Origin of the sequence: Massilia sp. GCM10023247, from assembly GCF_042653325.1 — a bacterium.
In the GTDB taxonomy this organism is placed as follows: domain Bacteria; phylum Pseudomonadota; class Gammaproteobacteria; order Burkholderiales; family Burkholderiaceae_D; genus Telluria.
On sequence record NZ_JBHSIB010000013.1, the window covers coordinates 93,936 to 106,687 of the forward strand.

The 12,752-nt window shown below is 65.2% G+C and carries 15 protein-coding genes; 6 read left to right on the forward strand and 9 right to left on the reverse strand.

Annotation, left to right across the window (positions count from 1 at the left end):
• Positions 1–115 precede the first annotated feature (115 nt).
• The 3 genes from obgE to proB are packed head-to-tail and all read left to right on the forward strand — an operon-like array spanning position 116 to position 2,764.
• Positions 116–1,231 (forward strand): GTPase ObgE, encoded by a 1,116-nt coding sequence (obgE, locus tag ACFPAH_RS13980; RefSeq protein WP_379746385.1) that lies wholly within the window; start codon positions 116–118, stop codon positions 1,229–1,231.
• Positions 1,221–1,649, forward strand: coding sequence for a hypothetical protein (locus tag ACFPAH_RS13985; RefSeq protein ID WP_379746388.1), 429 nt, complete (start codon positions 1,221–1,223; stop codon positions 1,647–1,649). Before obgE ends, ACFPAH_RS13985 begins: the two co-directional genes overlap by 11 nt.
• Positions 1,646–2,764, forward strand: coding sequence for a glutamate 5-kinase (gene proB, locus ACFPAH_RS13990; RefSeq protein ID WP_379746391.1), 1,119 nt, complete (start codon positions 1,646–1,648; stop codon positions 2,762–2,764). The genes ACFPAH_RS13985 and proB overlap by 4 nt, the downstream gene beginning before the upstream one ends.
• A gap of 135 nt (positions 2,765–2,899) precedes the next feature.
• Here proB and nth read toward each other — a convergent pair whose 3' ends face one another.
• Together nth and rsxB are read right to left on the reverse strand one after the other, a co-directional pair.
• A complete protein-coding gene (gene nth / locus ACFPAH_RS13995) occupies positions 2,900–3,583 on the reverse strand; it encodes an endonuclease III (RefSeq protein WP_379746394.1) in 684 nt (227 codons plus the stop codon).
• A 17-nt stretch (positions 3,584–3,600) separates the two neighbouring features.
• The gene (rsxB, locus tag ACFPAH_RS14000; RefSeq protein WP_379746397.1) at positions 3,601–4,317 is read right to left on the reverse strand and encodes an electron transport complex subunit RsxB; all 717 of its coding nucleotides are present in this window, start codon (positions 4,315–4,317) and stop codon (positions 3,601–3,603) included.
• Positions 4,318–4,486: 169 nt separating this feature from the next.
• On the opposite strand from rsxB, the gene ACFPAH_RS14005 reads away from it, so the two are divergent.
• A complete protein-coding gene (locus tag ACFPAH_RS14005) occupies positions 4,487–4,690 on the forward strand; it encodes a hypothetical protein (protein ID WP_379746400.1) in 204 nt (67 codons plus the stop codon).
• 231 nt (positions 4,691–4,921) lie between these two features.
• Here ACFPAH_RS14005 and ACFPAH_RS14010 read toward each other — a convergent pair whose 3' ends face one another.
• The 5 genes from ACFPAH_RS14010 to ACFPAH_RS14030 all read right to left on the reverse strand — a co-directional run bounded on the left by ACFPAH_RS14010 (position 4,922) and on the right by ACFPAH_RS14030 (position 10,287).
• Positions 4,922–6,157, reverse strand: a complete 1,236-nt coding sequence (locus ACFPAH_RS14010) for a polyhydroxyalkanoate depolymerase (protein WP_379746403.1) — start codon at positions 6,155–6,157, stop codon at positions 4,922–4,924.
• Between the two features lie 339 nt (positions 6,158–6,496).
• On the reverse strand, positions 6,497–7,594 hold the full coding sequence (locus ACFPAH_RS14015) for an NAD(P)/FAD-dependent oxidoreductase (protein WP_379746406.1): 1,098 nt from the start codon (positions 7,592–7,594) through the stop codon (positions 6,497–6,499).
• 160 nt (positions 7,595–7,754) lie between these two features.
• Positions 7,755–8,078: a ferredoxin FdxA gene (gene fdxA, locus ACFPAH_RS14020; protein WP_379746409.1), complete on the reverse strand. Its 324-nt coding sequence runs from the start codon at positions 8,076–8,078 to the stop codon at positions 7,755–7,757.
• 362 nt (positions 8,079–8,440) lie between these two features.
• Positions 8,441–8,722 carry a protealysin inhibitor emfourin gene (locus ACFPAH_RS14025; protein WP_379746412.1) on the reverse strand — a complete coding sequence of 94 codons (282 nt, stop codon included), beginning with the start codon at positions 8,720–8,722 and terminating at the stop codon, positions 8,441–8,443.
• Positions 8,719–10,287 carry a hypothetical protein gene (locus ACFPAH_RS14030; RefSeq protein ID WP_379746416.1) on the reverse strand — a complete coding sequence of 523 codons (1,569 nt, stop codon included), beginning with the start codon at positions 10,285–10,287 and terminating at the stop codon, positions 8,719–8,721. The genes ACFPAH_RS14025 and ACFPAH_RS14030 overlap by 4 nt, the downstream gene beginning before the upstream one ends.
• Positions 10,288–10,465: 178 nt before the next feature.
• On the opposite strand from ACFPAH_RS14030, the gene ACFPAH_RS14035 reads away from it, so the two are divergent.
• Positions 10,466–10,747 carry a polyhydroxyalkanoic acid system family protein gene (locus ACFPAH_RS14035; RefSeq protein ID WP_379746419.1) on the forward strand — a complete coding sequence of 94 codons (282 nt, stop codon included), beginning with the start codon at positions 10,466–10,468 and terminating at the stop codon, positions 10,745–10,747.
• 40 nt (positions 10,748–10,787) lie between these two features.
• Here the strand turns inward: ACFPAH_RS14035 and ACFPAH_RS14040 are convergent, their stop codons facing one another.
• On the reverse strand, positions 10,788–11,042 hold the full coding sequence (locus ACFPAH_RS14040) for an acyl-CoA-binding protein (protein ID WP_379746422.1): 255 nt from the start codon (positions 11,040–11,042) through the stop codon (positions 10,788–10,790).
• A gap of 187 nt (positions 11,043–11,229) precedes the next feature.
• Positions 11,230–11,586, reverse strand: coding sequence for an FKBP-type peptidyl-prolyl cis-trans isomerase (locus tag ACFPAH_RS14045; RefSeq protein WP_379746425.1), 357 nt, complete (start codon positions 11,584–11,586; stop codon positions 11,230–11,232).
• A 187-nt stretch (positions 11,587–11,773) separates the two neighbouring features.
• On the opposite strand from ACFPAH_RS14045, the gene ACFPAH_RS14050 reads away from it, so the two are divergent.
• Positions 11,774–12,595: an EI24 domain-containing protein gene (locus tag ACFPAH_RS14050; RefSeq protein WP_379746428.1), complete on the forward strand. Its 822-nt coding sequence runs from the start codon at positions 11,774–11,776 to the stop codon at positions 12,593–12,595.
• The last annotated feature ends 157 nt before the right edge of the window (positions 12,596–12,752 follow it).

Here is a 12,752-nt window from a genome sequence, read left to right on the forward strand (position 1 = left end):
AAGGCTCTGCCCACGGTAGGGCCTTTTTTAAAGCGCCTAACAAAAACCCCATGGCGGTGTTGCTCGCCGTGCCCTGAGGATTTTGTTAGGCGCTCTAGTTTTTTTGGCGGTCAAAATGAAGTTTATCGACGAAGCAAGAATTGAAGTCATCGCGGGCGACGGCGGCAACGGCTGCGCATCGTTCCTGCGCGAAAAGTTCCGTCCATTCGGCGGTCCCGACGGCGGCGACGGCGGCAAGGGCGGCTCGATCTGGGCGATCGCGGACCGTAACATCAACACGCTGGTCGATTTCCGGTATTCGAAAACCCACCACGCGCGCAACGGCGAACCGGGCCGCGGCTCCGACTGCTACGGCAAGGGCGCCGACGATGTGTACCTGCGCATGCCGGTCGGCACCCTGATCATCGATAACGTCAATGGCGAAATCATTGCCGACCTGACCGAGCACGGCCAGGTCGAACTGCTCGCCAAGGGCGGCGAGGGCGGCTGGGGCAACATCCACTTCAAAACCTCGACCAACCGCGCGCCGCGCCAGAAGACCGAGGGCAAGCCGGGCGAACGGCGCGAGCTGCGCCTGGAACTGAAGGTGCTGGCCGACGTCGGCCTGCTGGGCATGCCGAACGCCGGCAAGTCGACGTTTATTACGGCCGTCTCGAACGCGCGCCCGAAAGTGGCCGACTACCCGTTCACGACCCTGCATCCGAACCTGGGCGTGGTGCGCGTGTCGCACGCGAAGAGTTTCGTGATCGCCGACATCCCGGGCCTGATCGAAGGCGCTGCCGAAGGCGCGGGCCTCGGCCACCAGTTCCTGCGCCACCTGGCGCGTACCGGACTGCTGCTGCACATCGTCGACATGGCGCCCTTCGAAGCCACGGTCGATCCGGTGAAGGAAGCGAAAGCCCTGATCCGCGAGCTGGAGAAGTACGACGAGGACCTGCTGAACAAGCCGCGCTGGCTCGTGCTCAACAAGCTCGACGTGGTGCCGGAAGAAGAGCGCAAGAAGCGCGTCAAGGACTTCGTCAAGAAGATGGCCTGGAAGGGCCCTGTGTTCGAGATCTCGGCGCTGAATCGCGAAGGCTGCCAGGAACTGATCAACGCGATCTACCTGCACCTGGAAGCCAAGCGCGAAGTGGCCAACCGCACCGACGACACGCCGCAGATGACCGAGGAAGCGCGCGGCATTTCCTCGATCGATCCGGACGATCCGCGTTTCAAGACCATTGAAGAGTAAGGGCTTTACCTTCACGCGCGCCTGGGCGCGCGGCCAGCTGCTTTCGCTGGTGGCCACCGCCAGTTCGCTGGCGGCGCTCATTGCCATGCTCGATCCGGACCGGATCGCCACCGCAATGGGCCTGTTTCTCGTTGGCGTGAACGGCTACAGCCAGTTCTACGCCATCTATGTGGGCATGCGCCTCGCTATCGCGGGGTTGGCATGGCTGGCGGCGAGCCGGAGCGACCAGCCCCTGCTCGGCGATCTCGTTGCAGTATTCCTGCTGGCCCAGCCGGCCGGGCGCCTGGTCGCGGCATTCGCGATCGGCCTGCCGCATGGGTCCTTGTTGATCGTAAGCGGGATCGAGTTGCTGGCAGGCCTGTCCCTGCTGGCCTTGCGCCCGCGGGGAAAGAAAAGAGATCCGAGACTCGCACCATGAACTCCGTCATCCAACAAGCCTCCCGCATCATCGTCAAGGTCGGCTCCTCGCTCGTCACTGACGAGGGCCGCGGCCTCGACCACGGCGCGATCGCCCGCTGGGCCGCGCAAATCGCCGCGCTGCGGCTACTGAACAAGGAAGTCGTGCTGGTCAGCTCCGGCGCGATTGCCGAGGGCATGCTGCGGCTCGGCTTCGCCACCCGCCCGCACGACATCCACGAACTGCAGGCCTGCGCCGCCTGCGGCCAGATGGGCCTGGCCCAGATCTACGAATCCAGTTTCAGCACCCATGACGTGAAAACGGCCCAGGTGCTGCTGACCCATGCCGACCTGGCCGACCGCGAACGCTACCTGAACGCGCGTGCCACCCTGATGACCCTGCTGCGCCTGGGCGTGGTGCCGATCATCAACGAGAACGACACGGTCGTCACCGACGAGATCAAGTTCGGCGACAACGACACGCTCGGCGCCCTGGTGGCCAACCTGATCGAGGCCGATGCGCTCGTGATCCTCACCGACCAGCGCGGCCTGTATTCAAGCGACCCGCGCAAGGATCCGCAAGCCAGCCTGATCCAGCAGGCGCAGGCCGGCGACCCTGCGCTCGAGGCGATGGCCGGCGGCGCCGGCAGCAGCATCGGGCGCGGCGGCATGCTGACCAAGGTGCTGGCCGCGCGCCGCGCCGCCCGCTCCGGCGCCCACACCGTGATTGCCTGGGGCCGCGAGCCGGACGTGCTCACGCGCCTGGCGCAGGGCGAGGCGATCGGCACCCAGCTCGATGCGCCGACCACGCGCCTGACGGCGCGCCGCCAGTGGATGGTCGACCACCTGCATACGGCGGGCGAGGTCGTGCTCGACGCCGGCGCCGTGCAGAAGCTCACCCAAGAGGGCAAGTCGCTGCTGCCGATCGGCGTGATCGCCGTCAAGGGCGAATTCGGGCGCGGCCAGCTCATCACCTGCGTGAACGAGGCCGGCCTGCCGGTCGCGCGCGGGCTCACCAGCTACACCAGCAGCGAAGTGCGCCGCATCATGCGCCACTCCTCGAACGAGATCGAAGCCATCCTCGGCTATATCGAGGGTCCTGAGCTCGTGCACCGCGATAACCTCGTCCTTCTCTGACGCGATCCGGTTCAATTCCGCCGCGGTGGCCGAGGCGCAGCTCGCGTGGAGTCAGTACTCCACCCTACGGGCATCGCGGTTCGCAGGGTGGCGCGGCGGCGAACCGCTCCCGACTCCACGCTGTACAAGCCGCTCTTACCTCGATAGCACCGGTTCCGCCGGCGCCGGCGCGATCAATCCATCCGGCGCCGGGGTCTTGTCGCGGAACTCGCACAAGTCGTTGATGATGCAGTTCCAGCACTTCGGCCGGCGCGCCATGCAGGTGTAGCGGCCGTGCAGGATCAGCCAGTGGTGGGCGTCGAGCAAAAACTCTTTCGGCACGAACTTCAGCAGCTTCATTTCGACTTCGTCGACGTTCTTGCCCGGCGCGATTTTCGTGCGGTTCGAGACGCGGAAGATGTGGGTGTCGACCGCCATCGTCGGTTCGCCGAAGGCCGTGTTGAGCACCACGTTGGCCGTCTTGCGGCCCACGCCCGGCAGCGCCTCCAGGGCCTCGCGCGAATGCGGCACCTCGCCGCCGTACTGGTCGACCAGGATCTGGCAGGTCGCGATCACGTTCTTCGCCTTGGTGTTGTACAGGCCGATGGTCGAGATATAGGTTTTGAGCTCGTCCAGACCCAGGTCGAGGATCTTCTGCGGGGTGTTTGCCACCGGATACAGGCGGCGCGTGGCCTTGTTGACGCCGACGTCGGTCGACTGGGCCGACAGCAGCACGGCGATCAATAATTCGAAGGGCGTCGTGTATTCCAGTTCGGTGGTCGGCTTGGGATTGGCCTTGCGAAAGCGCGTGAATATTTCTAAACGTTTTGCCGGATTCATGTGCTCGTCTTTATTTCTTATTCTTTGGGCGGCGTGTCGGCTGCATTCGCCGCCGCGCGCAGGCGTGCCCGTTCCATGGCGGCGGCGATGATGGCGCGTTTGCGCTCCTTCTCGGCCAGTTCTTCCGGGGTATTCGTGGCCTCGGCGTTGACGGCGCGCATCTTCTCGACGGCCTTGGCGGCCAGGCGCGCATCGTTCTCCTCGCGTTCGCGCTTCAGGCGCTCGGTACGGAAATCGTGGCGGGCTCTAGCCGCGTCGGCCGCCTCCTGCGACCAGGCGGCCCAGCCGGTGGCGTCGCCGGTCACCGGGACCATGCTGATGCAGTCGACCGGGCAGGGCGCCACGCACAGGTCGCAGCCGGTGCACAGGCTCGGCAGGATGGTGTGCATCTGCTTGGCCGCGCCGATGATGGCGTCCACCGGACAGGCCTGGATGCACAGCGTGCAGCCGATGCAAAGCGACTCGTCGATGAAGGCGACCGGGCGCGGGCGTTCGACGCCGTTGGCGGGATTGATCGGGATCACCGGGCGGCCGGTGACGCTGGACAAGCGCCGCACGCCTTCCATGCCGCCGGGCGGGCACTGGTTGATCTGCGCTTCGCCATTGGCGATGGCTTCCGCATAGGGACGGCAGGCCGGATAGCCGCACTTGGTGCATTGCGTCTGCGGCAGCTGGTCTTCGATCAGGTCGGCTAGGGTCTTGGTCACGGCGGGGCGCTGGGCTAAAGCCGTCATTATCCAATAAATGCGCGACAAAAGCGCGGCCTGCGCGCTGCCGCGGCCGCAGGTCGGCAGCGGCCAGGTTTTGCCTTGAAACCGAGGCAAGCGAACGGGCGTCCCCGAAGGCCGCTGTTATCATGGCGACATGCCATGCGAGCGGCCTTTCCCTTTATCGGAGAACACAATGAACGAATGGATCATCGCCCCTTTGCTGGCTGTCGACGGAACGGCGACGCATCGTCCCGGCAGCGACGGCAGCGAGGTGGGCAAGGACAAGCACGACGAACCGCCGGAAGAGCGACGCCACGGCGACCGCCGCGAACACCACGACGAGGAGGTCGACACCGACTTTGCGCGTGGCGAAGACCGGCGCGAGGACGCGCCGTAGGGTGGGCGGCTGAACCGGGAGGCGGGAGGCTCCGCGGCTGGGGTGCCGCCCACGCGTTCAGCGGTCACCTGAAAGCGCGCGAGCGTGCATCTGCGGGTTGAACGCGTGGGCGGCATACGGGTAGCGTGTACGCAGCCGTTCGGGTGGAGCCGTCCACCCTACGATTCCCCGGACAGTCCGAACAAAAAAAATGCCGCGCAGTGCGCGGCATTCTCTATCCTGCTCCAGCGTTCAGCTGAATTCGCGGATGAAGGCGCCGATCTTCGGGCAGATGACCTCGCGCCAGCGGCGGCCCGAGAAGATGCCGTAGTGGCCGGCCTTCGGCGCCACGTAGTCGCGCTTCATGTTGTCCGGGATGCCGCTGCAAAGCTCGTGCGCGGCCTGGGTCTGGCCGGCGCCCGAAATGTCGTCGAGCTCGCCTTCGACGGTGAACAGGGCCACGGTCTTGATGTCCTGCGGGCGCACCAGCTGGCCGCCGACCTCCCAGGTGCCTTTCGGCAGGCGGTGTTCCTGGAACACGGTCTTGATCGTGTCGAGGTAGTACTCGGCCGGCATGTCGAGCACGGCGTTGTATTCGTCGTAGAACTGGCGGTGGCTTTCGGCCGATTCGTCGTCGCCGCGCACCAGGTGCTGGTAGAACTCGCGGTGGCTCTGGGCGTGGCGGCCCGGGTTCATGGCGATGAAGCCGGCGTGCTGCAGGAAGCCCGGGTAGACCTTGCGGCCGAAGCCTGGGTAATTGCCCGGCACCGAATAGATCACCGTGTTCTCGAACCACGAGAACGGCTTTTCGACGGCCAGGTCGTTGACGGCCGTCGGCGACTTGCGCGGGTCGATCGGGCCGCCCATCATCGTCATCGTCTTCGGCAGTTTCGGGTCCTTGTTGGTCGCCATCAGCGAGATCGCGGCCAGCACCGGCACGGTCGGCTGGCAGACGGAAATCACGTGCACGTCCGGGCCGAGGGCGCGGATGAAGTCCTGCACGTAATAAATGTAGTCGTGCAGGTGGAACGGGCCTTCCGACAGCGGCACCATGCGTGCATCGATCCAGTCGGTAATGTAGACGTCATGGTCGGGCAGCAGGGCGCGCACGGTGTCGCGCAACAGCGTCGCGTGGTGGCCGGACAGGGGCGCGACCAGCAGCACGGTCGGCTGCGCCAGGCTGGCCGCGGCCGCCTCGGGCAGGGCTTTCTTGAAATGCAGCAGTTTACAGAAGGGCTTGGTGACGGCGGTCTCTTCGATGATGCCGACCTTCTCGCCCTTGATCGTGGTGGTGTCGATGCCGAACGCCGGCTTTTCGTAGTCCTTGCCCAAACGATACATCAGCTCGTAACCGGCGGCGATACGCTGGGAAAACGGCGTGTGTGCGAAAGGGGAAACAGGGTTCGAAAACAGCTTCGATGACGCATCCGCCCATTGCATCAGCGGGGTCAGGAAGGAGCGTTGCATCTCGTGCAATTGGTAGAGCATAGTATTCCTTCGTGTGGTGCGCGTCGCGCGTCCTGCGCGATTTCATCAAATCATTATAGGGTAACTCGCTTGTCCATTGGAAATATCTGTTCCCGGCCGGACCGCGTTTTGATGCGCGCTTAAGGGGGTTATACACCCGTTTTTGATAGGGCGTCCGTGATGCGCCACACATAAAAACAAATGCCCCGGAGGGCCGGGGCATTGTCGTATTTGAGTAACTGAACCGGGGAGCACCCGATAAAGCCCTCATGGCGGCGTTGCTGCGTCTCGCCGTACTAGCGTACTGTCGTCGACGCAGCGCCTTGCCCTGAGGGCTTTCTCGGGCGCTCCTAGTTAAGCTTAATCGAAGACCGGGGTCTCGACGCCGAGGATCTTGTGCAGCTTCGGCGAGGTCGTCGTGTACTGCATGTGGATCTTCTTGTCGGGGAAGATATACGGCGCTGCGCCGAAGGCAGCCAGGGCCGCTTCGTGGAAGCCAGACAGGATCAGCTTCTTCTTGCCCGGGTAGGTGTTGATGTCGCCCACGGCGAAGATGCCCGGCACGTTGGTTTCGAACTTCTCGGTATCCATGACCTTGAGCTGGCGGCGCTCGATGTCGAGGCCCCATTCGGCGATCGGGCCGAGTTTCGGGGACAGGCCGAAGAACACCATCAGCATGTCGAGCGGGACGCGGCGCGTGACGCCGTCGGCGCCGGTGACCTTCACTTCGGTCAGTTTGCCGTCGGTTTCGTCAAAGCCGGTGACCTGGCCGATGATCAGCTGCATTTCGTATTCGTCGCACAGGGCCTTCATCTTGGCCACCGATGCCGGCGCGGCGCGGAAGTCTTCGCGGCGGTGCAGCAGCACGACCGATTCGGCCTTGCCGACGAAATTCAGGGCCCAGTCCAGGGCCGAGTCGCCACCGCCGCAGATTACCAGGTTCTTGCCTTCGAACAGCGAAGGATCCTTGACGCGGTAGTGCAGCTGGCTGCCTTCGAACTTTTCGATGCCGTCGACCTTGATCGTGCGCGCCTGGAACGAGCCGACGCCGGCAGCGATGAAGATGGTCTTGGTGATGAAGCGGGTGCCGGCCGAGGTTTCGACGTTGAAGCGGCCGTCTTCGCGGCGCTGCACGGTCGTCACTTCCTGGCCCAGGTGGAAGGTCGGCTCGAACGGCTCGATCTGCTTGAGCAGGTTGTCGGTCAGTTCCTGGCCGGTGCACACGGGCACGGCCGGGATGTCGTAGATCGGCTTGTCCGGGTACAGCTCGACACACTGGCCGCCGACGGCTGCGAGCGAGTCGATGACGTGGGCCTTGATCTCGAGCAGGCCGAGTTCGAAGACCTGGAACAGGCCGACCGGACCCGCGCCGATGATGACGGCGTCGGCGTCGATGGCGCCGGCGAACGAACTGTTAGGGGCGATGCTGCCCGCATCGTGGGTGGCACTGATAGTCATGCGCAAAGATCCTGTTGATTTTTGAAGAGGGAGGGGCGCCGGCAAGATGCCCGTTGATGCGTGCCCGTTGCTGCGATGGCCGCTAGTGTGCCATGGATGACGCGCAGCCGCTGACGGCGGTCGAAAACCGGCGCCAGCAGCCGCTGCGGCTGCTGATACCTTAGCGGGCCAGCTGTTCCAGCTTGTTCTTGACGTCTTTCCACTCGTCCGCGTCGGGCAGGGCCGGCTTGGTCTTGGTGATCGACGGCCATGCGCGCGACAGGTCGGCGTTGATCTTGATGAATTGCTGCTGGTCGCCCGGCACGTCTTCCTCGGCATAGATCGCATTGACCGGGCACTCGGCCACGCAGACGGCGCAGTCGATGCACTCGTCAGGGTCAATCGCGAGGAAATTCGGGCCTTCCCGGAAACAATCGACCGGGCATACATCGACGCAGTCGGTATACCGGCAGCGGATGCACGATTCGGTGACAACGTGGGTCATAACAGTCCTATCTATGGTGGGGTGCCGCGGCGTCAGCGCGAAGCGAGGCCGCCAACATGGCAAAGCACTGTATTTTAGGGCAATTCAGCTTTTCCTACAAATTACGCTTAGACACAATATACATAAGCAAATGAGGAGCGTGACGCCCGGTTTGCGGGGGCTGAGGCGGGGTTTAGGTCTGCGCACGGGATGGTTGAACGCGTGGGCGGCGTTCAAGTCGCGGGCTGAACGAGGATCGGGGTCGAGCCGACCACCCTACCCCAGCGGGGAGTAGGGTGGTCGGCTCCACCCGAACACATGAGCAGCGTCAACCTCAATGCCGCCCACGCGTTCAACTACAGCTCGCACACCGCACGCAGCGCTCAGGCGGCTCCGCGCAAATGGGCCAGCAGGTCCGGCCACCCGGTCGCCGCGAGCGAGCCGTCGTCGGCCAGCACGACCGACTTGCACTGCCCGCCATCCTCGACCGTGATCTCCCAGCGCGGCAGGTCGGCCCCGACCGCGCAGGGCGGCGTGGCGCCGAAGAAATCGACCCGGTGCAGCAGCGCTTCGAGATCGCGGCCGCCCGGCAGGCAGGCGGTGTCGAGCTCGACCTGGTGCGCGAGCCCGGCGAAGCCGCCCGTCAGGTTGGCCCGGATCTTCATGGGCGGTCCGCCGCCGCCGCGATTGCCGCCGCCGCCAGCGCGCCCGGTTCGTCCGGCGCCGGCGCCTCCGCGGTCCCTTCGCCGGCCGGGGCGTTGCGCCCGCGCGCGGCGCACCATTGGGCCAGCGCCTGGGCTTCGGCCTCGAGCACGCGTTCGATGTTGTAGTACTCGGCCAGGTTCATGGTGCCGCAGCAGGCGCGCCGGTCCTGCTGGGCGCCGGGCGCGTCGCAGACACCGGCGGCAAGCCGCTTGAAGCCGGGCGACGCCAGCGGCGAGGCGGCGTCGGTCGGATCGACCGGGGCCGGCGCTTCGCCCGCGTAATCCGGCGCCGCCACCACTTCGCGGATGGTGAACTGGTGGCGGATCGCATCGCTGTAGGCGGCCGGCTTGCCGTCGGCCAAAGTCAGGCGCAGCATCTCGTTGGCGACGTCGGCATAGGTGGCGGCAATGTCGGGCGCGGCCACCAGGGCGCGCAGCACCAGCCCGCGCAGCCAGGCCGCGACCCGGTGCAGCACGGCGGCGTCGTCTTCGAAGGCCGGGTTGCGCTCGAGCGCGAAGAGGTCGGCCAGGACGTCGTAGACGGCGCCGGTGAACACCTGCGAGATCGCATGCACCTGGGTGCCGGCCTGCGACAGCGTCAAGTCGTTGTCGGCATTCCTGAGGCCCGTGGTGCTGCCCAGCGCCAGGCCGAACTGTTCGGCGATATCGGCCAGGAAGGTTTTATCGTGCAGGCGCGCCTTGGTCTGCGCCACCACGGCTTCGCACTGGTCCAGTTGCGACAGCGCCAGGAAGATCGCGGTCAGGTCGCCGAAGGCTTCGTGCAGGCCGCCCGTTTGCGGCGGGGCGTCGGCCAGCAGCCAGTGCGGTTTCAGGCCGTCGAGCACGGCGTGGCCGGTTTCGTGGGCGACGATGTCGAACGAGCGGCAGGTAAACACGCGTTCCTTTTGCCCGGCCGGGACGAAATCGCCGAACTTCAGGCAGTTCTGGGTGCGGCTGTAGAAGGCGTTCATCACGTTCGGCAAACCGTAGGGAAAGATTTGCAGCGGCGCCGTGTCGATGCTGCTGTTCCATTGCCACGGCAGCGGCATTTCGCTGCCGCTCGACGATAGCGAGCGCTGGTACATCGTCAGGGTCTGGCGCACCACGGCAAAGGTATGGACGGCGTCGAACTGCGGCGTGTCGGGCATGGTGACGAAGTCGCCGAAGGCATTCGGCTCGACCGGGCTGATGCCGGGGTCGCCCGAAGCGATGCGGGCGTCGCGCGGGCCGGCCAGCACGATCCCCGGCAGGAAGGCCTTGCGCGTGCCCATCTCCGTTACCGAGGGGTCCTGCTTCCACATCAGCACGCGCGCGCCGAAGGCATAGGGCAGGGGAATGCTGGGATCGGACGGGGCATCCGCGTTGTTGAAGTTGACGGCGCGGGGCAGGCCCGGCTGGTCGAGCAGCTGGGCCGCCTTGCGGTGCTGGCGGTAGGACGCGCTCGGGGTGGGAATGAAAGCGACCGGTGGCTGGTCGCGCTCGACCGTGACGGGGTCGTCCGGCAGCAGGGTTCGATGTTGTTCCATGGCGCATCCTCGCGTGATTGAGATAGCTCATCAACTGAGCTCAGCAGATACTCGCGCCACCGGCGGATCGGGTCTTGAGCCGCATCAATTGCACGGCGGGCTGCTCAGTGACTGGCGTCGCGCCCATGCAACTGGCATCATGGCGGATTGTCTTGCGTTTGCAGAGGAAGGAACACAGATGGCCGACATCCAGATCGTCCAGGAACACAACCTGAGCCCGGAACGGGCGCGCGCCGCGGCGCAACAGGTGGCCGACAAGGTGGCCGCCGAATTCGACATGCAGTGCCGCTGGGATGGCGATGTGTTGCGTTTTGAACGGAGCGGCGTGGAAGGCGCCCTGACGCTCGGAGAGCAGCGCGCGGCGCTGCGGATCAAGCTGGGATTCTTGATGAGCGCCTTCGGGCCGGCGATCGAGGCGAAGGTGAGCGACAAGATGCGCCGGGTGTTCGCCGCGGCGTGACGCCTTGGCAGGGTGGGCACGCGTGCCCACCCCGCGACAATCAGCCCTTCAGCTCTTCGATCAGGTCGATGTACTGCTGCATCGCCTCTTCTTTCGAGGTGCCTTTCAGGCCGTCCCAGGCGTCGAACTTGGCGCGGCCGACCATGTCGGTGAAGCCCGGACGCTCGCCCGTGGCGTCGCCGTTCGTGGCCTGCTTGAACAGCGCGTAAATCTTCAACAAGGTCATGTTGTCCGGACGTTCCGGCAGGTTCTTCGAATCGGCCTGGGCCTGGTTGAACTGGTCTTGCAAGCTCATAAAAAACTCCTGTGCGTGTGATTGTCTAGGGCATTGCTTCTTGAGCAATGCATCGACTCATCTTAGCGCATGGTGCCGCGAAAACCCGGTTTTTGCCCCGCATTTTAGAGGGGATGCTCGACGCCGCGCGCGCCGCCAAAAGCAAACGGCGCCCGCAGGCGCCGTGTTTGCCGAAGCGAAGGCTTACTTATACGGCCAGCAGTTCGACGTCGAAGATCAGGGTGGCGTTCGGCGGGATCACGCCGCCGGCGCCGCGCGCGCCATAGCCCAGGCTGGCCGGAATGGTCAGGCGGCGCTGGCCGCCGACCTTCATGCCCTGCACGCCTTCGTCCCAGCCGCGGATCACGTGGCCGGCGCCCAGCGGGAACTGGAACGGGTCGTTGCGGTCCTTGCTCGAATCGAACTTCGCGCCGGCCGTGCCGTCGTCGTTGCGCAGCCAGCCGGTGTAGTGGACGGTGACGTAAGCGCCGGCCTTGGCTTCGGCGCCTTCGCCGACGACGGTGTCTTCGTACTGCAGGCCGGAGGCGGTGGTGGTAGTGGTCATGTTGTTCCTTCTGTATGCGGGGTTGAGGGGGCGATTGTAGTGCAAGCTTCCCCAACGCGCCATTCGGGACGGGCGCCGGCCGCTGCACGGTGTGCTGCTGCGCGAATGTTGTCTACAATGGGCTTTTCCACATCGGGAGCCGCACCCCCATGCCAGCACCTGTCCCGTTCGTCATCCGGAGGCGTCCATGAACCGTGTCCTCGGCGCCTGGCGCCGCGCCCTGCGCGCCCAGTTTTCGAAGCGCATGATCGGCCTGTCGTTCATTCCCTTGCTGCTGGCGCTGCTGGTCTGGGGCGGCCTGCTCTGGGCTTTCCTGCCGGGCCTGCTCGACTGGCTGCATGCGATCTTCCTCGAGTACGAATGGTTCCAGTCGAGCGGCAGCCTGCTGTCGACGCTGGGCATGGGGGCGCTCAAAGTGGTGGTAGTGCCGATCATGGCGATCATCCTGCTGCTGCCGCTCATGATTGCCTCTGCCTTGCTGTTCATGGGCATCTTCGCGATGCCGGCCATCGAGCGCTACGTCGGCCGGCGCGACTACCCCAGGCTCGAGCAGAAAGAGGGCGGCAGCTTCGCCGGCAGCGTCTGGATGAACGTGACGAGCGTGCTGGTGTTCGCGCTCCTGTGGCTGTGCACGGTGCCGCTGTACGCGATTCCGCCGCTGGCGGTGCTGGTGCAGGCGGCGCTGTGGGGCTGGGTCGCTTCGCGCGTGATGAGCTACGACGCCCTGGCTGCCCATGCCAGCGCGGACGAACGCAAGGCCATCATGCACCGCCACCGCTGGCCGCTGCTGGCGATCGGCATGGCCTCCGGCGCGCTGGGCGCCCTGCCGGGCATCGCCTGGATGGGCGGCGCCGTGCTGGCGGTGTTCCTGTTCCCGATCCTGGCCATCCTGTCGGCCTGGCTCTACCTCGTGATTTTCCTGTTCACCGGCCTCTGGTACCAGTACTACTGCCTGCAGGCCCTGGAAGAGCTTCGGCTGGCGGACACGAGTAGGCTGACGGCAGCGTAAAATGCATGCCTGAAGGGCAAGCCAGGAGGGTCCTGTAGGAGTGGAATACCCATGCCTGTAGGCATCAATGCCATCTAGATAACTCTGCCGTTGTTTTTTTGCGAAAAAGATCTGGCCCTGTCAATTTTGTTGAACAGGGCTACGTGCAAGACCTGTT